At 72.8% G+C, this 19,463-nt stretch carries 15 protein-coding genes; 7 read left to right on the plus strand and 8 right to left on the minus strand.

All coding sequences use genetic code 11. The features are described from left to right. Positions 1–134 precede the first annotated feature (134 nt). Genes AC069X_RS35445 through AC069X_RS35470 form a run of 6 tightly spaced genes read right to left on the minus strand, consistent with a single transcriptional unit; the run spans position 135 to position 6,435 of the window. Positions 135–731, minus strand: coding sequence for a Uma2 family endonuclease (locus AC069X_RS35445; RefSeq protein WP_478735364.1), 597 nt, complete (start codon positions 729–731; stop codon positions 135–137). 42 nt (positions 732–773) lie between these two features. Further along, positions 774–2,084, minus strand: coding sequence for a DUF58 domain-containing protein (locus tag AC069X_RS35450; protein WP_478735366.1), 1,311 nt, complete (start codon positions 2,082–2,084; stop codon positions 774–776). Beyond that, the gene (locus AC069X_RS35455; protein WP_478735368.1) at positions 2,084–3,046 is read right to left on the minus strand and encodes an AAA family ATPase; all 963 of its coding nucleotides are present in this window, start codon (positions 3,044–3,046) and stop codon (positions 2,084–2,086) included. The genes AC069X_RS35450 and AC069X_RS35455 overlap by 1 nt, the downstream gene beginning before the upstream one ends. After that, a complete protein-coding gene (locus AC069X_RS35460; RefSeq protein ID WP_478735370.1) occupies positions 3,043–4,485 on the minus strand; it encodes a DUF4350 domain-containing protein in 1,443 nt (480 codons plus the stop codon). The genes AC069X_RS35455 and AC069X_RS35460 overlap by 4 nt, the downstream gene beginning before the upstream one ends. Continuing rightward, positions 4,482–5,144 (minus strand): DUF4129 domain-containing protein, encoded by a 663-nt coding sequence (locus AC069X_RS35465; protein WP_478735372.1) that lies wholly within the window; start codon positions 5,142–5,144, stop codon positions 4,482–4,484. The genes AC069X_RS35460 and AC069X_RS35465 overlap by 4 nt, the downstream gene beginning before the upstream one ends. Before the next feature lie 7 nt (positions 5,145–5,151). Further along, on the minus strand, positions 5,152–6,435 hold the full coding sequence (locus AC069X_RS35470) for a hypothetical protein (protein ID WP_478735374.1): 1,284 nt from the start codon (positions 6,433–6,435) through the stop codon (positions 5,152–5,154). A gap of 233 nt (positions 6,436–6,668) precedes the next feature. Between AC069X_RS35470 and mtrA the strand changes: the two genes are divergently transcribed. From mtrA to AC069X_RS35500, 6 genes are all read left to right on the plus strand, one after another. Beyond that, on the plus strand, positions 6,669–7,358 hold the full coding sequence (mtrA, locus tag AC069X_RS35475) for a two-component system response regulator MtrA (protein WP_007264442.1): 690 nt from the start codon (positions 6,669–6,671) through the stop codon (positions 7,356–7,358). 1 nt (position 7,359) lies between these two features. Further along, entirely contained in the window at positions 7,360–9,333 is a 1,974-nt protein-coding gene (gene mtrB / locus AC069X_RS35480; protein ID WP_478735376.1) for an MtrAB system histidine kinase MtrB, read from the plus strand. Continuing rightward, on the plus strand, positions 9,320–11,266 hold the full coding sequence (locus tag AC069X_RS35485) for an LpqB family beta-propeller domain-containing protein (RefSeq protein WP_478735378.1): 1,947 nt from the start codon (positions 9,320–9,322) through the stop codon (positions 11,264–11,266). The genes mtrB and AC069X_RS35485 overlap by 14 nt, the downstream gene beginning before the upstream one ends. Positions 11,267–11,344: 78 nt before the next feature. Beyond that, on the plus strand, positions 11,345–12,076 hold the full coding sequence (locus tag AC069X_RS35490) for a ComF family protein (protein ID WP_478735380.1): 732 nt from the start codon (positions 11,345–11,347) through the stop codon (positions 12,074–12,076). A gap of 367 nt (positions 12,077–12,443) precedes the next feature. Continuing rightward, positions 12,444–13,139, plus strand: a complete 696-nt coding sequence (gene hpf / locus AC069X_RS35495) for a ribosome hibernation-promoting factor, HPF/YfiA family (RefSeq protein ID WP_007264438.1) — start codon at positions 12,444–12,446, stop codon at positions 13,137–13,139. 185 nt (positions 13,140–13,324) lie between these two features. Further along, the gene (locus AC069X_RS35500) at positions 13,325–14,059 is read left to right on the plus strand and encodes a response regulator (protein ID WP_478735382.1); all 735 of its coding nucleotides are present in this window, start codon (positions 13,325–13,327) and stop codon (positions 14,057–14,059) included. A gap of 93 nt (positions 14,060–14,152) precedes the next feature. Here the strand turns inward: AC069X_RS35500 and AC069X_RS35505 are convergent, their stop codons facing one another. Beyond that, on the minus strand, positions 14,153–15,319 hold the full coding sequence (locus tag AC069X_RS35505) for a winged helix-turn-helix domain-containing protein (RefSeq protein WP_478735384.1): 1,167 nt from the start codon (positions 15,317–15,319) through the stop codon (positions 14,153–14,155). 9 nt (positions 15,320–15,328) lie between these two features. Continuing rightward, a complete protein-coding gene (locus AC069X_RS35510; protein WP_478735386.1) occupies positions 15,329–15,910 on the minus strand; it encodes a GNAT family N-acetyltransferase in 582 nt (193 codons plus the stop codon). Between the two features lie 226 nt (positions 15,911–16,136). Here AC069X_RS35510 and secA point away from each other — a divergent pair, with 226 nt between their 5' ends. Further along, complete coding sequence (gene secA / locus AC069X_RS35515; RefSeq protein WP_478735388.1) at positions 16,137–18,932, plus strand: preprotein translocase subunit SecA; 2,796 nt, start codon at positions 16,137–16,139, stop codon at positions 18,930–18,932. The last annotated feature ends 531 nt before the right edge of the window (positions 18,933–19,463 follow it).

Genomic DNA, 19,463 nt, shown 5'->3' on the forward strand with positions numbered 1-19,463 from the left:
AGGGGGGACCCTGTGGGAGAGTAGGACGCCGCCGAACAATCATTGTGGGAAAGCCCCGCACCTTCTGGTGCGGGGCTTTTCTGCGTTCACGGGCCGTTACGTGCCAATGCGGGCCGTGGGCGGCCGCATTCGGTTCACCAGTCGGCGGGGTAGGCCTTCAGGCTGCTCGTGTCGAGCGTCCAGCGGCCGGCGGTGACGGTGTCCCCGAAGGCGTGCGGGACCTTCTTGCGGTAACGGATGCCGTCGGGGCCTTCCGACGGGTCGCTGTGCACGGTCACGGTCTTCTTGTCCTTGCGGGGGTCCACGACGACGTACAGCGGGACCCCCATCCGCGGATAGTCGTGCAGCTTGTCGCGGATGTCGGTGAGGGAGTTCGTACGGGAGACGACCTCCACCACCATCAGGACATCACGGGAATTGACGACCTTCGCCGTGTCGTCGGTGTCCTCTTCCGCGATGACCATGAGGTCCGGGACCTTCGTCAGGGCGGTCACCGGGTCGCCCATGTTCGTGTCGTTGAGGGCCATCACCTCTGGTGTCTGGGCCTCGATCTGGCGGCGCAGCCTCACCACGTTCAGGCCGTGGGGCGCGGTGGGTTGCATCATCGTGAGGAAGATCTGACCGTCGGTGGTCTGCACCTTCCACCGGTCTTCCTGGTGTTCGGCCAGCTCCGAGAGCTGCTCCGCGAAGTCTTGCAGGCGGCGCATCTGCTCTGGGGTGAGGTCGGCCATGTGTGTCCTCCTGACGGGATGCCCGACCAGCCTATCCAGTGGCTACAGGCGGCCGGCGGCCTTCAGGGCGAGGTAGGTGTCCGCCAGGGAGGGGGCCAGGGTGTCCGGGGCGGCGTCGACGACGTGGACGCCGTGTCGGGTGAGCTGTGCGGCGGTGCGGCGGCGCTGGGACTGGGTCTGGGTGGCCGCGGCGGCTTCGTAGACGGCGTCCAGGGAGCCGCGGGACGCGGCCATCGCGGCGATGTGCGGGTCGGCGACCGAGGCCAGGATGACCGTGTGGCGCTGCGTGAGCCGGGGGAGGAGCGGCAGCAGGCCCTCCTCGATGGGGGCGGCGTCCAGGCTGGTCAGGAGGACCACCAGGGAGCGGCGCGGGGCGCTGCGGAGGATGGTGGAGACGAGGGTGCGGGAGTCCGTTTCGACGAGTTCGGGTTCGAGGCCGGCCATTGCGTTCACGAAGGCCGGGAGGGTGTCGGCGGCCGAGCGGCCCTGGACCTGGGCGCGGGTGCGGCGGTCGTGGGCCAGGAGGTCCACGCGGTCGCCGGCGCGGGTGGCCAGGGCGGCCAGCAGCAGGGCCGCGTCCATGGCGGAGTCCAGGCGGGGGGCGTCGCCGACGCGTCCTGCCGAGGTGCGGCCGGTGTCGAGGCAGATCAGGATGTGGCGGTCGCGTTCGGGGCGCCAGGTGCGGACGGCGACCGTGTGCCGGCGGGCGGTGGCCCGCCAGTCGATGGAGCGGGTCTCGTCGCCCGGGACGTAGTCGCGCAGGCTGTCGAACTCGGTGCCCTCGCCTCGGGTGAGGAGGCTGGTGCGGCCGTCGAGTTCGCGCAGCCGGGCCAGGCGGGAGGGGAGGTGCTTGCGGCTGGTGAAGGGCGGCAGGACGCGGACCGTCCAGGGGACGTCGTGGGAGCCCTGGCGGGCGCACAGGCCGAGCGGCCCGTAGGAGCGGACGGTGACGAGGGCGGCCTTGCGGTCGCCGCGCCGGGTGGGGCGCAGGCGGGTGGTGACGCGGCGGCGTTCGCCGGCGGGGACGGTCAGCTCGTGGCGGGAGGCGGCGGTTTCGCTGCCGGGGTGCCAGCTGCTGGGGGGCCAGGCGTCGCGGAGGCGGGCGCGGAGCGTGCGGGTGCCCGGGTTGCCGACCGTGAGGTGGACGTCGGCCGTTTCGCCGAGGCGGACCGAGGTGGCGCCCGTGCGGGTGAGCCGCAGGCCGCGTACGGGCGCCGCGAGGGCGTAGTCCACCGCGCAGGCCAGGGCGAGGGGGCCGTTGACCGCGAGGATGCCCGTCCAGCTCGGTTCGAGGAGGCCGACGGGGAGGCTGCCGAGGGCCGCGAGCAGGGCGGCGCGTCCGGTGAGGGCCATCAGCGGGGGACGGGGACGTGGGTGAGGATCGCGGAGATGACGGCGTCGGCGGTGACGCCTTCCATCTCGGCTTCGGGGCGCAGCTGGACGCGGTGGCGGAGCGTGGGCAGGGCGAGGGCCTTCACGTCGTCGGGGGTGACGTAGTCGCGGCCGGTCAGCCAGGCCCAGGCGCGGGAGGTGGCGAGGAGGGCGGTCGCGCCGCGCGGGGAGACGCCGAGGGTGAGGGACGGCGATTCGCGGGTGGCGCGGCAGAGGTCGACGACGTAGGCGGCGATCTCGGGGGAGACGGTGGTGTCCTCGACGGCCTTGCGGGCGGCTTCGAGTTCCCGGGCGCCCGCGACGGGGCGGATGCCGGCGGCGTGCAGGTCGCGGGGGTCGAAGCCGGCGGCGTGCCGGGTGAGGACGCCGATCTCGTCCTCGCGGGAGGGGAGAGGGACGGTCAGTTTGAGGAGGAAGCGGTCCAGCTGGGCTTCGGGGAGGGGGTAGGTGCCCTCGTACTCGACCGGGTTCATGGTGGCGGCGACGAGGAAGGGCTCGGGGAGCCGGCGCGGGGTGCCGTCGACGGTGACCTGGCGCTCCTCCATCGCTTCGAGGAGCGAGGACTGGGTCTTGGGGGGCGTGCGGTTGATCTCGTCGGCGAGGAGGAGGTTGGTGAAGACGGGGCCGTCCTGGAAGGAGAACTCGGCGGTGCGGGCGTCGTAGACGAGGGAGCCGGTGACGTCGCTCGGCATCAGGTCGGGGGTGAACTGGACGCGCTTGGTGTCGAGGGCGAGGGAGGCGGCGAGGGCGCGGACGAGGAGGGTCTTGGCGACGCCGGGTACGCCTTCGAGGAGGACGTGGCCGCGGCACAGGAGTGCGACGACGAGCCCGGTGACGGCGGAGTCCTGGCCGACCACGGCCTTGGCGATTTCGGTGCGGAGCGCTTCCAGGGAGGAGCGGGCGCTGTCCGTGGTGGCCGTCATGAGGTGCGGACCTCTCTTTCGAGGGCGTCGAGGTGGTCGGCGAGCGCGACGAGTGCCGCGTCGTCGGCGGGGGTGGTGCCGAAGAGGGTGGTGGCCGTGTCGGGTCCGGTGCCGTGGGGCAGGCGGGCGGCGACGGCGGGGACGAGGGCCGCGGGGTCGTGGGCCTGGGCGGGCGGTACGCCGACCAGTGCGGCGAGGCGTTCGCGGGCGGCGGCGCGCAGCACGGCGGCTGCGCGGTCGCGGGCGGAGGCCCTGCGGTAGAGGCGGGCGCGGCCCTCGGTGGTCTCGGAGGCGCGGATGGCGACGGGCAGGTTCTCGGTGACGAGGGGGCCGAGGCGGCGGGCGCGCCAGAGGGCGGCGAGCGCGGCGGCGACGAAGAGCTGGAGCAGGGCCCAGAGCCAGCCGGAGGGGACGAGGTCGAGGAGGCTCTTCTCGTCGGCGGGGGCGTCGGCGGGCATGTCCGCGAGGGTGGGCAGGTACCAGACGAGGTCGGGGCGGGAGCCGAGGAGCTGGAGGGCGAGGGAGGCGTTGCCCTCCTCGGCGAGGTGTTCGTTGAGGAGGAAGCGTTCGGAGCCGAGGAGGACGGTGTCGCCGCCCTTGGTGGTGCTGGGGAGAACGAGGACGGTGGGGTGGCCCTGGCTGGGGTAGCAGGCGGTGGCCCCGGGGAGGTCGGTGGTGTAGCGGAGGCCGTCTCCGGTGCCGGCGCGGCCGGCGGTGGTGGCGGCGGGGAGGGTGCAGCCGGGGTCGAGGTCGTCGTCGTGGGCGAAGGACTTCGTGCGGGTGGCGGGGGCCAGGTCGGGGAGGCTGACGCTGGTGGGGGCGATGAGGACGGTGCGGCCGCCGGAGAGGTCGACGGCGGAGCGGATGGCGCGTCGCTGGGGTTCCCCGAGGAGGTCGGGGTCGGTGACGAGGAGGGTGGTGCGGGGGCCGGCCGCGGCGGCGGCCTCGTCGGCGTTGGTGACGACGCGGGTGGTGACTCCGCGTTCCTTGAGGAGCTGGGCGAGGGCGCGGCTGCCGTCGCGGTCGGCGGAGCGGGGGTCGAGGCGGCCGTGGTGGTCGCCGGCCTGGAGGCCGGCGAGGGCGACGGCTGCGGTGAGGAGGACGCCGAGGGCGAGGAGCAGCCCGCGGGCCCGGGCCCAGAGCTGGGCGGCGCTGAGGGCGGTGGAGGTACCGGGGCCCTGGCCCTGGCCGGGCGGGTACGGGGAACCGTCGGCCGGGGCCGAGCCGGGCGGGGCCGTGGCGGCGCCCGGGCGGGGTGCGGGCGCGTACGGGGTGTGGGGGGCCGGGGTGGCGGGAGACGGGCGCGCCGGGGCCGGGGCGCCGGGGGTCGGTTCGGCCTGCGGGGGCGCCGGCGTGGCCGGGGGTGTGGCGGGGGTCGGCTGCGGGGGTGCCGGGGTGCCGGGGGTGGGGGGTTCGGGCTGGGGCGTGGGGCCGGTCATGCGGTGGGTCCCGTCAGGAGCGGCTTGGCGCGTTCCAGGGTGAGGTCGAGGGTGCGCAGGCGGGCGTACGTGTCGGCGTCGGCGGTGCGGCCGCCGTAGGTGACGTCGTCGAAGGCGCGGGCGGCGGCGTGCAGGTCGGCGGCGTGGGCGGGGAGGGAGAGCGCGGCTTCGGCGGCCGCCTCGTCGGCGGTGCGTCCGGGGCGGGGGTCGAGGAGGGTGCGTTCCTCCAGGGAGCGGACGAGGGCGCGCATGCGTTCCCGGACGGCTTCGTTCCAGTGGCCGGCGGCGGCGTGGGCGTCGGCGGCGGCGCGGTGGTCGGCGGCGCTGCGGGGGCCGCCGTCGAAGAGGGTGCCGGTGCCGGCGGCGGTGCGGCGGGGGGTGCCGAGCCGCCACCAGAGGGCGCCGATGAGCAGGAGTACGAGTACGGCGATGGCGAGCAGTCCGGCCCAGCCGCCGGGTGTGGCTCCGGAGGCGCTGTCGAAGAAGTCCCCGAGCCACTCCCAGAAGCGGTCCAGGGCGCGTTGGAGGAGCCCCGGCTCGTCCTGGTGGTAGGCAGGCTTGGCCAGCTCGCGTTCGGCCGCCTCGCGGGCGGCTTCGCGTCCGGTGGTCAGTGGTGGTGTGTCGCCGTCGGCGGTGGTGATGAGTCCCCCCGTGCTCATCGGTGTGTCAGCCTCCGGGGCGTTCGGCCGTGGTGGGGGTGCCGTAGCCGTCGAGGCCGGCGGCGCGGGCGAGCTCCAGGTCGAGGGCCTCGCGGCGGATGCGCTGGTCGATGTAGAGGAGGGTGGTGACGCCCGTCTGCATCGGCACGGTGACGGTGGCGCCGACGACGCCGCCGATCGCGCTGATGACGAGGAAGGTCCAGCTCTTGCCGACGGAGCCGTCCAGCAGGCTGGAGAGGCCGCCGGGGGCGACGAACAGGGCGATGCCGGCGAAGGGCATCACGATCACCATGGCGGTGATGGTCCGGATCACCCAGGTCAGCAGGCTGATGCCGCAGATCCGCCACCAGGAGCCCTTGACCAGCTTCGCGGACCGCTTGAGTGCGGCGACGGCCGAGCCGCGTTCCAGCATCAGCGCGGGCGGGGCCAGCACGTAGGTCACGTAGAACCAGGCCAGGAGCACGAAGCCGACGGGGATGCCGAGGGCGGTCAGCGCGGCGCTGCCGGTGAGGATGCCGGGGAGCGTCGGGAGCAGGACGGCGGCGACGGCGCCGAGGAGCAGCAGGCCGGTCAGGGCGAGCATGCGGGGCGCGAGCGGCCGTACGGCCTTCAGGGTGCCGGAGAGGGTGGACGGCTGCCCGAGGACCGCGCGGCTGACGACGGGTGCGAGCAGGGCGGTGACGAGGACGAGGCCGAGGATCTCCAGGAAGTACTGGATGGAGTAGACGAGGGCGGTGTCGCCCATGACGTCGAGGGCCTGCGAGGGGGTGAGGGTCTCGTCGGCGACGGGCAGGTCGTTGAGCCAGGCGCGCTGGACGAGGAGCAGGGCGACCTGGGTGAGGACGGCGATGACCAGGCTGACGGAGAGCACGGAGCGCCAGTGGCCGCGCAGGGTGCCGACCGCGCCGTCCAGGATCTCGCCGAGGCCGAGGGGGCGCAGCGGGATGACGCCGGGCTTGGCGGCGGGCGGCGGGCCGCCCCAGCCGCCGGGGTGCTGGTACGGGGAGCCGGGCTGGGTTCCCCAGCCGGGGGCCTGCGGCTGCGGGGCGGGCGGGGCGGGCTGCGGGGTGCGGCCGGTCGCGGGGCTGGTCCACTGGCCGGGCGGCGGCTGGGCGGCGGACCACTTGCTCTCGCCGGGGCCGGGGGCGGATCCCGTGGGGGAGGCGCCGTCGGCGGTGGCGGGGGGCGGTGCGGAGGCGGGGCCGGACGGCTGAGCGGCCGGCCGGCCGGCGTCGGAGCCCTGGCCGTCGGACGGGGATCCGGGCGCGGCCCAGCCCGGAGAGTCGTTCATCGTCGCTCCTTCACGTGCACCTGCCGTGGCGGGCGCGCTGGTCGGCTGCCATCGTGCCATGGGGGCGTACGGATCGGACCGGCCGTCCCCCTGATCCCGTGCCGCTCGCCCTTCAATTGTCGCGCGGATCCGGGGCAGACTGGTCGTCCTGATCTCCACGCAGGTCCGAGGGGCGATTTCCAGCCCTTTTGGCTGTGGGGCAGCTCACCGCCGGGTAACGATTAGCTAATGGGATGATGTCAACCATGAAGGGACGCGTCCTCGTCGTCGACGACGACACCGCGCTGGCCGAGATGCTCGGCATTGTGCTGCGTGGAGAAGGTTTTGAGCCGTCGTTCGTAGCGGACGGTGACAAGGCACTGGCTGCCTTCCGGGAGGCGAAGCCGGACCTCGTGCTGCTCGACCTCATGCTGCCCGGGAGGGACGGGATAGAGGTGTGCAGGCTGATCCGCGCCGAGTCGGGCGTGCCGATTGTCATGCTCACCGCCAAGAGTGACACGGTGGACGTCGTGGTCGGCCTGGAGTCCGGCGCCGACGACTACATCGTGAAGCCGTTCAAGCCGAAGGAGCTGGTCGCCCGCATCCGGGCGCGCCTGCGCCGGTCGGAGGAGCCCGCGCCCGAGCAGCTCGTCATCGGTGACCTGGTCATCGACGTGGCCGGCCACTCGGTCAAGCGCGACGGCGCCTCCATCGCACTGACCCCGCTCGAGTTCGACCTGCTGGTCGCCCTCGCCCGCAAGCCCTGGCAGGTCTTCACCCGCGAGGTGCTGCTGGAGCAGGTGTGGGGCTACCGGCACGCGGCGGACACCCGCCTGGTCAACGTGCACGTGCAGCGGCTGCGCTCCAAGGTCGAGAAGGACCCGGAGCGCCCCGAGATCGTCGTGACGGTGCGCGGTGTCGGCTACAAGGCCGGACCCAGCTGACGTGCAGCCCGGCAAGGCCCGGGGCGGCTCCCGGCGGGGAGCCCTGCGGGGCGGCCGGCTGCTCCAGGACGGAGCACCCGGCGGCCCCCTCCTGCGGCTGCTCGTACGCCTCGTACGGCGGCCGCTGCTTCCGGCTGTCCGGATCTGGCGCCGCAACATCCAGCTGAGGGTCGTCGCCGCGACCCTGCTGATGTCGCTCGCCGTGGTCCTCGCGCTCGGCTTCGTCGTCATCGCCCAGGTCTCCAAGGGACTCCTCGACGCCAAGGAGGAAGCGGCCCAGAGCCAGGCCGCCGGAGGGTTCGCGGTCGCACAGGAGAAGGCCAACACGCCCTTCGCCGTCGACGGGCCCGACGCCACCGACAACAAGGTCGGCCGTGACGCCAGCACCTGGATGAACTCGCTCGTCAAGCAGCTGGCCAGCGGCGGCCAGACCGCTTTCGAGGTGGTCGCGCTCGGCGCGGGCACCGGCACCGGTGAACAGACCGCCCCCGCCGCCCAGGGCGTCAAGGGCGCCCGCGCCTCCGGCAACGTCGACCCCACCGCGAGCGTCCCGCCGGCGCTGCGCCGGTCCGTCAACCACGCCACCGGCACCTTCAAGACCTTCTGGCAGATCAAGTACACCGCCGGGGCCGGGGAGAAGACCCCGGAGCCCGCGCTGGTCATCGGCAAGCGGCTCACCGACATCAACGGCGACCCGTACGACCTGTACTACCTCTTCCCGCTCACGCAGGAGGAGGAGTCCCTCAACCTCATCAAGGTCACCATCGCCACCGCCGGCGTGTTCGTGGTCGTGCTGCTCGGCGCGATCGCGTGGCTCGTCGTGCGCCAGGTCGTGACGCCCGTCCGGATGGCCGCCGGGATCGCCGAGCGGCTCTCCGCCGGGCGGCTCCAGGAGCGGATGAAGGTCACCGGCGAGGACGACATCGCCCGGCTGGGCGAAGCCTTCAACAAGATGGCGCAGAACCTCCAGCACAAGATCCAGCAGCTGGAGGACCTGTCCCGGATGCAGCGCCGGTTCGTCTCGGACGTCTCGCACGAGCTGCGCACCCCGCTGACGACCGTACGCATGGCCGCCGACGTCATCCACGACGCCCGGGTCGACTTCGACCCGGTCACCGCGCGCTCCGCCGAGCTCCTCGCCGGACAGCTCGACCGCTTCGAGTCGCTGCTCTCCGACCTGCTGGAGATCAGCCGCTTCGACGCGGGCGCCGCCGACCTCCAGGCCGAGCCCATCGACCTGCGGGACGTCGTACGCCGCGTCATCGACGGCGCCGAGCCGCTCGCGGAGCACAAGGGCACCCGCATCCGGGTCCTCGGCGACACCCAGCCGGTGATAGCCGAGGCCGACGCCCGGCGCGTGGAGCGGGTGCTGCGCAACCTCGTGGTCAACGCCGTGGAGCACGGCGAGGGCCGCGACGTGGTGGTCAGGCTCGCCTCGGCCGGCGGAGCCGTCGCCGTCGCCGTGCGCGACTACGGGGTCGGGCTCAAGCCCGGCGAGGCCACCCGCGTCTTCAACCGCTTCTGGCGGGCCGACCCCGCCCGCGCGCGCACCACCGGCGGCACCGGCCTCGGCCTGTCCATCGCCGTCGAGGACGCCCGCCTGCACGGCGGCTGGCTCCAGGCCTGGGGCGAGCCCGGCGGCGGCTCCCAGTTCCGCCTCACCCTGCCCCGCACCGCCGACGAGCCCCTGCGCGGATCGCCGATCCCGCTGGAGCCCGAGGACTCCCGGGCCAACCGGGCCAAGGCCGCCGCCGAGGCCGCCGGGCGCGGGACGCAGCCCGGCGGACCCGGCACGCACCCCGACGGGCGGGACGGGCGCGACGGCCGCGACCCGATACCGCCCCGCCCGGCGGTCACCACCGCCCTGCCGGTGCCCGCCGACCCGACGGCGCTGCCCGGCAACGGCTCCCGGGTCGTGGCCCGGCCCGCCGACCAGAGCCCAGCACAGGAGGACGGAACCGGTGGAGGACGCTGAGGGCGCCCCGGCAGGCGCACGGCGAGTACGGGACGGGCGCGAGGAGCACGGCGGCCGCGAGGAGCACGCGGCCCACGCGGCGCACGCCGTGCGCGGCGGGCGGGTCCCGGCGGCCGGACGGCACCGGGGCACCCGCGCGGCGCTGGCCCTGGGGGCCGTCGGCCTGCTGATCGGCGGCTGCGCCTCCATGCCCGACCGCGGCGAGATCCGCCGGGTGGAGGCCTCCCAGGGCGTCGACTCGCAGGTCCGCGTCTTCGGCGTGCCGCCGGCCGACAAGGCCAGCCCGGCCGACATCGTCGACGGCTTCCTGGAGGCCATGACCAGCGACGACCCGCAGCTGGCGACCGCCCGCAAGTACCTCACCGAGGACGCCGCGAAGAACTGGCGGCCCGGCTCGGCCGTCACCGTCCTCTCCGCCGGCCTCAACCGCGTCCAAGTCTCCAACGGCGACAAGGAGCCCGAGGAACCCCGCTGGAAGATCTACGGCAAGAAGCTCGCCACCGTGGACGAGCGCAGCGCCTACCAGCCCGAGACCGGCGGCGGGCGCTACGAGGAGCACCTCGAGCTGGTCCAGGTCAACAAGCAGTGGCGGATCGCCACCCCGCCCAGCAACCTCGTCCTGAGCGAGTCCGACTTCCAGCGCATCTACAAGCCCGTCAACAAGTACTACTTCGCGGGCAGCACCCTCGTCGCCGACCCCGTGTACGTGCGCCAGCGCACCGACCCCGACTCCCGCATGGACCCGACCACGCAGACCGTGCAGTCTCTGCTGGCCGGCCCCTCCAAGTGGCTCGGCCCGGTCGCCTCCACGGCCTTCCCGACCGGCACCGAACTGCGCGAGGGCACCAAGTCCCTGTCGTACGACGGCCAGAACACCCTGCGCGTCCCGCTCAACAAGAGCGCCGCGGACGTCGCGCAGCCGCAGTGCCAGAAGATGGCCACCCAACTCCTCTACACCGTCCGGGACCTGACGACCTCCAAGCTCGACCGGGTCGAACTGCTGCGCCCCGACGGCAAGTCCTCGCTGTGCTGGATCACCGGCACGGCCGCCGCGGCCATCGCCAACCGGCCGCCGTCGCCGGAGCACCAGTACTACGTGGACAAGGACTTCAAACTCGTCCGGATGACCCTCGACGCCAACAGCGAGGAGCAGCAGCAGGCCAAGCCGGAACCGGCCCCCGGCCCGCTGGCCACCGCCGCCGGCTTCAAGGTCGGTTCGGCGGCCGTGACGTACGACGAGAAGCGCGCCGCGGTCGTCTCCGACGACCGGCACGGCCTGTACGTGGTGACGCTGACGACGGCCGGACCGATGCCGCAGCCGCTGCTGACCAGCAAGTCCGGCAAGCTCACCGCGCCCAGCTGGGACGCGCAGGGCGACCTGTGGGTGGCCGACCTCGACCCGCAGAGCCAGGGCCTGTGGCGGGTGCCCGGCGGGACCGGCACCCCGCAGAAGGTGGATGTCGCCGGCCTCGACGGCGGCAGGATCAGCGGACTGAAGGCCTCCTCGGACGGGGTGCGGATCGCGCTGCTCGTCGAGAAGGAGGGCGGGCGCAAGAACCTCTTCATCGGGCGGATCGAGCGGCCCGAGGGCAAGGGTGACGCCTCCCGGGTGTCGGTGCGCGAGCTGCGCCCGGCGGCCCCGCAGATGGCCGAGGTGACCGCGATGAGCTGGGCGCCGCGCGGCCGGCTGCTGGTGGTGGGCCGGGAGAGCGGCGGGGTGGACCAGGCCCGCTACATGCTGGCCGACGGTTCGATGGTCGCCGCGAGCCTGCCCGGGGCGACGGGGCTGAGCGCGATCGCCGCCTCGGAGGACGAGGCGAAGCCCGTGGTGGCCTACTCCGGCGACGACGGCATCGGCATCGTGTGGCTGCCGCCGGGTGCGCAGTGGCGCACGGTGGCGGCGGGCGGGCGGGCCCCGGTGTACCCGGGCTGATCGGGGCGCGGGCGCGGGGTGCGGTGCCGGTCGTCCACAGGGGTCGCGGGCCCGGCTGCGGGCCGTCAAGGTGGACGTGTGCGGGCGTGGTGGCGGGAAGTGGCCGGGCTGGTCCTGCCGGCCGACTGCGCCGGGTGCGGGGCCGCCCGGGTCGTGCTGTGCGGGGCCTGCCGGGGCGCCCTGAGCGGCGCGGGCGCGGGGCCGGTGCGTCCGGCGGCGCGGCGGGCGGGTCCGGCGGGGCTGCCCGGGGTGTACGCGGCCGCCCGGTACGAGGGCGCCGTACGGGCGGTCGTGCTCGCCCACAAGGAGCGCGGGGCGCTGCCCCTGGCCGGCCCGCTCGGAGCCGCCCTGGCGGCGGCGGTGGCCCGCGCGGGCGTGGGCGGGGGCGCCGGCGGGGCGGAGCTGGTGCTGGTCCCGGTGCCCTCCGCGCGGCGGGCGGTGCGGGCGCGCGGGCACGACCCGGCGCGCAGGATCGCCCTGGCCGCGTCCGGGAGGCTGCGCGGGGCCGGTGCGGCCGCGCGTGTGGCACCGGTACTGCGGCTGCGGCGGGCGGTCGCCGACCAGGCGGGGCTGGGGGCCCGGGAGCGGCAGGAGAACCTCGCGGGCGCCCTGGAGGTGCGGCCCGGCGGGGCCGTGCTGACGGCGGGGGCCCGGCTCGTGCTGGTGGACGACCTGATCACCACCGGAGCCACGCTCGCGGAGGCGGCTCGGGCATTGCGCGCGGCGGGGTTGTCGGCGGATGCTGCGGCTGTGGTGGCCGCACCGGCGCGCTCGTTCCCCGGCAACCCGGACAGACCAAAAATCTTGTGAATAGATTTGGAACCACTGGGGAATGCGCATCGTTGCAGGTAGTAAGAGGGAACGCCCACCTGATCGGAGGTACGTTTCGGTAGCGGGTGCCGACAACCGGCTTTGAGAGATATGTTCGGTTGTGAGGAACTGGCGATCCATCGGCCCCAGGTATCGGAGCACCAGTCCGTCTGTTTATTGGAATCTTCGTGTCAGTGCCTGCCAGGGGGGCTCTCTCTACTCCGAAGTCGGTGGGATGTAGATCTTGCCGATGGGGGAGGAGGAGGTGAAAGTCGCCAAGTCCGAGGCTCCGGTGTTCACCGGAGCCTGGTGCGAAAGGGAGACGCTTCGCCGCTGAAGGCGGAGGTCTCCGGGAACGGAGTTCTGCGTGGACATCGTCGTCAAGGGCCGCAAGACCGAGGTGCCCGAGCGGTTCCGCAAGCACGTGGCCGAGAAGCTGAATCCCGAGCGGATCCAGAAGCTCGACGCCAAGGTGATCAGCTTGGACGTCGAGGTGTCCAAGGAGCACAACCCGCGCCAGGCCGACCGTTCCGACCGCGTGGAGATCACCCTGCACTCGCGGGGCCCGGTGATCCGTGCCGAGGCCGCCGCCGCCGACCCGTACGCGGCCCTCGACCTGGCACAGGACAAGCTGGAGGCCCGGCTGCGCAAGCAGCACGACAAGCGCTTCACCCGCCGTGGCACCGGACGGCTCTCGGCGGCCGAGGTCGCCGACCGTGTGCCGGGCGTCGCAACCCTCAACAGCAACGGCGAGCCGGTCTACGAGGACATGGAGGAAGGGGTTCCGGTCAAGCGGATCGGCTCCCTGGAGGTACAGGGCGAAGGCCCGCTGATCGTCCGCGAGAAGACCCACTCGGCCCGCCCGATGTCGCTCGACCAGGCGCTGTACGAAATGGAACTGGTCGGCCACGACTTCTATCTGTTCGTCGACTCCGAGACCAAGATGCCCAGCGTCGTCTACCGGCGCCACGCCTACGACTACGGCGTCATCCACGTGGACCCCGACGGGGCGTCCAGCTCGGAGCCCTCGGGAGCGGGCGCGGGCGGCGCGCTCGGAGGCTGAAATTCAACCATTGCCCCTGCGGAACGCACGGCGTTCCGCAGGGGCACCTGTATGACTCGTATGAGCCAGACGGATTCCGCCAAATCCCCGTCCGATACGCGGGCATGGAATCATGTCGGGCAGTCAACCGGCGGCCGAGCCCGACCGGTTGGCCCAGCAGCTCAGCACATGCAGGGGGAGGAACGATGGCGGACAGCTTCGGGCCGGCGCGCGGTGACGACGACGGCGCCGGCTGTCGTGGGGCGGCGGACCCGGCGGGGGAGCCGATCCGGGTGCTCGTGGTCGACGACCACGCCCTCTTCCGGCGCGGACTGGAGATCGTCCTCGCCCAGGAGGAGGACATCCAGGTCGTCGGTGAGGCCGGGGACGGGGCGGAGGCCGTGGACAAGGCGGCCGACCTGCTGCCCGACATCGTGCTGATGGACGTACGGATGCCCCGGCGCGGCGGGATCGAGGCCTGTACCTCGATCAAGGAGGTCGCCCCCTCGGCGAAGATCATCATGCTGACCATCAGCGACGAGGAAGCCGACCTCTACGACGCGATCAAGGCGGGCGCCACCGGCTACCTGCTCAAGGAGATCTCCACGGACGAGGTCGCGACGGCGATCCGCGCCGTCGCCGACGGGCAGTCGCAGATCAGCCCGTCGATGGCGTCGAAGCTGCTCACCGAGTTCAAGTCGATGATCCAGCGCACCGACGAGCGGCGGCTGGTCCCGGCACCGCGGCTGACCGACCGGGAGCTCGAAGTCCTCAAGCTCGTGGCCACGGGCATGAACAACCGGGACATCGCCAAGCAGCTGTTCATCTCCGAGAACACCGTGAAGAACCACGTGCGCAACATCCTGGAGAAGCTCCAGCTCCACTCCCGGATGGAAGCCGTCGTGTACGCGATGCGGGAGAAGATCCTGGAGATCCGCTGACCGGCCGGCCGCTCGCCGCCACCGGCCGCCGCCACCGGCCGCTCGCCGCCACCGGCCGCCGCCACCGGTCGGCCGACGGGCCGGGCGCCGCCGTCAGGCGCCCAGCTCCGCCAGCTCCGCCGTGATCGCGGCCGCTTCCGCGGGCGACTGCGCACGCTCGACGCGGACCGCGTCGCAGCCCACCCACAGCGCCGCCTCCCGCAGGGCCTCCGCCATCGGGCGGGCCGCCTGCGGCCGGGTCAGCGAGACCTGGCGCGCCACCAGCGTGCGCCCCTCACGGCCCGGGTCGACGCGCCCCTGGAGCCGCCCGCCCGCCAGCAGCGGCATCGCGAAGTACCCGTGTATCCGCTGCGGCTTGGGGACGTACGCCTCAAGCCGGTGCGTGAAGCCGAAGATCCGCTCGGTGCGGGGCCGGTCCCAGACCAGCGAGTCGAACGGTGACAGCAGGGTCGTACGGTGCCGGCCGCGCGGGACGGAGGCCAGCGCACCGGGATCGGCCCAGGCGGGCTTCCCCCACCCCTCGACCTCCACCGGCACCAGCCCCGAGTCCGCGATCACCGCGTCGACCTGCTCACCCTTGAGGCGGTGGTAGTCCGCGATGTCGGCGCGGGTGCCCACCCCCAGCGACTGCCCCGCCAGCGCCACCAGGCGGCGCAGGCACTCGCGGTCGTCCAGGTCGTCGTGGAACAGGGCGTCCGGAACGGCCCGCTCGGCCAGGTCGTACACCCGCTTCCAGCCGCGCCGCTCGGTGCACACCACCTCGCCGGTGTCGAGCAGCCACTCCACCGCGATCTTGGTCTCGGACCACTCGAACCACTCGCCGCCGTTCTTCGCGCCGCCCAGCTCGTTGGCGGTCAGCGGGCCCTCGGCCCGCAGCCGGTCCAGGACCGCCCTCGTCGAACGGTCCTTGTCCTCCAGGACGTGCCAGCGGTGGCCGCGCGCATACCGCGCCCGGCGGCGGAACGCGAAGTGCGGCCACTCCTCGATCGGCAGGATGCACGCCGCGTGCGACCAGTACTCGAAGGCGTGCCCGTCGCTCCAGTACGCCCTCTCCACGGCCTCCCGGCCCACCGCGCCCAGGCGCGCGTACGGGATCAGCTCGTGCGAGCGGGCCAGGACCGAGATGGTGTCCAGCTGCACGGCACCCAGATGGCGCAGCACCCCCCGGACCCCGCCCCGGCGGTCGGGCGCCCCCAGGAACCCCTGCGCGCGCAGAGCGATCCGGCGGGCCTCGTCGGCGGACAGCGAGAGCGTCGTCATGCCGCGACCTTAGGCGCTGCCACTGACAGCGGGCAGGTACGGCAGCCGCGACGGCAGCCCCAGATCGGCCGGGACCAGCCCGGCCACCCAGCAGTCCCGCAGGGTGCCCCGGTCGTCGAGCGCGGCGCGCAGCACGCCCTCGACCCGGAAACCGGCCTTCTCCGCGGCGGCCCGGGACGCCGCGTTGCCCACGGTGGCGCGCCACTCCAGCCGGCCGGCTCCGACCTCGGTGAACAGCCAGCGGGCCACCCCGGCCACCGCCTCGGACACGTAGCCGCGGCCCCGGTGCTCCTTGACGGCCCAGTAGCCGACCTCGTACGCCCCGGGGCCGCGCACGTGCACGCCCACCGCGGCCACCAGCGGCCCCCGCTCCCCCAGCCGCACCGCGAAGCCGTACTCGCGGTCCTCCAGCCAGGAAGCCGGAGCGATCTGCGTGACCCACGCCTCGGCGTGCTCCCGCTCGTACGGGGCCGGCACCATCGTCCAGCGCTGGATCTCGGGGTCCTGGCAGGCCGCGTACACCTCGCCGGCGTCGGCGGGGGCGAAGGGCCTCAGCAGGAGGCGCTCGGTGGTCAGCGTGATGGGCTCCATGAACGGATTGTGGCCAGCACGCGTAACCCGGGCGAGGGGTTTTCGTTCTCCCCGGCACCCAATGCGTCCCCCGTACGTTCTCATTCCGGGCGCCCGTGCCCTGCGGACACGGCGGACCTCCCGACGCGACCACGTCCTCGCTTACGATGGCCGTTGCGGTGGGGCCCACCTGCCGTGCCCGGCTACGTAAAGTGCCCAGGCCCGACCGGCAAGGAGACCAGCCTCAGTGTCCGTCTTCAACAAGCTCATGCGTGCAGGCGAAGGCAAGATCCTGCGCAAACTGCACCGCATCGCGGACCAGGTCAACTCCATCGAAGAGGACTTCGTCAACCTCTCCGACGCCGAGTTGCGGGCCCTCACCGACGAGTACAAGCAGCGCTACCAGGACGGCGAGAGCCTCGACGACCTGCTGCCGGAGGCCTTCGCCACCGTCCGCGAGGCCGCCAAGCGCGTCCTCGGCCAGCGGCACTACGACGTGCAGATCATGGGTGGCGCGGCGCTGCACCTCGGCTACGTCGCCGAGATGAAGACCGGTGAGGGCAAGACCCTCGTCGGCACGCTGCCCGCGTACCTGAACGCACTGTCCGGCAAGGGCGTCCACCTGATCACGGTGAACGACTACCTCGCCGAGCGCGACTCCGAGATGATGGGCCGCGTCCACAAGTTCCTGGGCCTGACCATCGGCTGCATCCTGGCCAACATGTCGCCCGCCCAGCGCCGCGAGCAGTACGAGTGCGACATCACGTACGGCACGAACAACGAGTTCGGCTTCGACTACCTGCGCGACAACATGGCGTGGTCGCAGGAGGAGCTGGTCCAGCGCGGCCACAACTTCGCCGTGGTCGACGAGGTCGACTCCATCCTCGTCGACGAGGCCCGCACCCCGCTGATCATCTCCGGCCCGGCCGACCAGGCCACCAAGTGGTACGCCGACTTCGCCAAGCTCGTCACCCGCCTGACCAAGGGCGAGGCCGGCAACCCGCTCAAGGGCATCGAGGAGACCGGCGACTACGAGGTCGACGAGAAGAAGCGCACCGTCGGCATCCACGAGGCCGGTGTCGCCAAGGTCGAGGACTGGCTCGGCATCGACAACCTCTACGAGTCGGTGAACACCCCGCTCGTCGGCTACCTGAACAACGCGATCAAGGCCAAGGAGCTCTTCAAGGCCGACAAGGACTACGTCGTCATCGACGGCGAGGTCATGATCGTCGACGAGCACACCGGCCGCATCCTCGCCGGCCGCCGCTACAACGAGGGCATGCACCAGGCGATCGAGGCGAAGGAAGGGGTGGACATCAAGGACGAGAACCAGACCCTCGCCACGATCACCCTGCAGAACTTCTTCCGCCTCTACTCGAAGCTGTCCGGCATGACCGGTACGGCCATGACCGAGGCCGCCGAGTTCCACCAGATCTACAAGCTCGGCGTCGTCCCCATCCCCACCAACCGGGACATGCAGCGCAAGGACCAGCCCGACCTCATCTACCGGACCGAGGTCGCCAAGTTCGCCGCCGTCGTCGACGACATCGCGGAGAAGCACGAGAAGGGCCAGCCGATCCTCGTCGGCACCACCTCGGTCGAGAAGTCCGAGTACCTCTCGCAGCAGCTCTCCAAGCGCGGCATCCCGCACGAGGTGCTCAACGCCAAGCAGCACGAGCGCGAGGCCACGATCGTCGCCCAGGCCGGCCGCCGCGGCGCCGTCACCGTCGCCACGAACATGGCCGGCCGCGGTACCGACATCAAGCTCGGCGGCAACCCGGACGACCTCGCCGAGGCGGAGCTGCGCCAGCGCGGCCTCGACCCGGAGGAGCACATCGAGGAGTGGGCGCACGCCCTGCCCGAGGCGCTCGCCAGGGCCGAGGCGGCCGTCAAGGCCGAGTTCGAAGAGGTCAAGGAGCTCGGCGGCCTGTACGTCCTGGGCACCGAGCGCCACGAGTCGCGCCGCATCGACAACCAGCTGCGCGGCCGTTCCGGCCGACAGGGCGACCCGGGCGAGTCCCGCTTCTACCTGTCCCTCGGCGACGACCTGATGCGCCTCTTCAAGGCCCAGATGGTCGAGCGCGTCATGGCCATGGCCAACGTGCCGGACGACGTCCCGATCGAGAACAAGATGGTGACGCGCGCCATCGCGTCCGCCCAGTCGCAGGTCGAGACCCAGAACTTCGAGACGCGCAAGAACGTCCTGAAGTACGACGAGGTCCTCAACAGCCAGCGCGAGGTCATCTACGGCGAGCGCCGCCGCGTCCTGGAGGGCGAGGACCTGCACGAGCAGGTGCGCTTCTTCATGGACGACACCATCGACGCCTACATCTCGGCCGAGACGGTCGAGGGCTTCGCCGAGGAGTGGGACCTCGACCGGCTGTGGGGCGCCTTCCGGCAGCTCTACCCGATCAAGGTCACGGTGGAAGAGCTGGAGGAGGCGGCCGGCGACCGCGCCGGCATCACCGCCGAGTTCATCGCCGAGTCCGTCAAGGACGACATCCACGAGCAGTACGGGGCGCGCGAGAAGGCCCTCGGGTCGGACGTCATGCGCGAGCTGGAGCGCCGCGTGGTCCTGTCGGTGCTGGACCGCAAGTGGCGCGAGCACCTGTACGAGATGGACTACCTGCAGGAAGGCATCGGCCTGCGGGCGATGGCCCAGAAGGACCCGCTGGTCGAGTACCAGCGCGAGGGCTTCGACATGTTCAACGCCATGATGGAAGGCATCAAGGAGGAGTCCGTCGGCTACCTGTTCAACCTGGAGGTCCAGGTCGAGCAGCAGGTCGAGGAGCTCCCCGTGCAGAACGCCGCGCCGTCCATGGTGAAGGAGCCGGTGCCGGCGGCCCGCCCGGAGATCCGCGCCAAGGGCCTGGACGCCCCGCAGCGCCCGGACCGCCTGCACTTCTCGGCCCCGACGGTCGACGGTGAGGGCGGTGTCGTCGAGGGCGACTTCGACTCCGACGCCTCCGGCGGCGACGGCCTGACCCGCGCGGAGCGCCGCAAGGCCCAGAAGGCCTCGGGCGGCCGCCGCCGCAAGAAGTAACGGGATACGAAGCACCACGCGACCGGGGCCGGACACCGAAGGGTGTCCGGCCCCGGTGGCGTTGCTGCTCGCGGTGCGGGCCGGCTATCACCCCCGCGAGGGGGCAGGGGCGGGGCGGTGGCTGCCCACCCGCCCCCTCGTCTGCGGGCCGGGGGCCGGGTGAGCAGTATCCCCTCGGGCGGCCTCAGGGAGGGGCTGGGGGTTTCCCGTCAGTCCCATCGTCGTTCCGTGTCGTGCCGGCCTGTAAAGGGCGCTCCCTTCGGTCGCGTCACTTCGTGATCGCCTTCGGCGACCCTTGACAGCCCGACCCGCCCCGGAAAGCCGAAAGACTGCCGGGAAACCCCCAAAAGAACGGTCACCGGGCAGGAGGAGCAGGGACGGGTTCCTCAGGGATCAGGCGAGGGGCCGGGCCTTGGCCGGCCGGGCATTCGGCCCCTCAGGAGCCGACATCCGGGACCACACGGCCTCTACCTGCACGGAAGGACGACAGGAGCATCCTGGGGACCACCCAGGCGCGACGGATCGCTACGC

This window comes from Streptomyces sp. NPDC043896 (assembly GCF_056435605.1).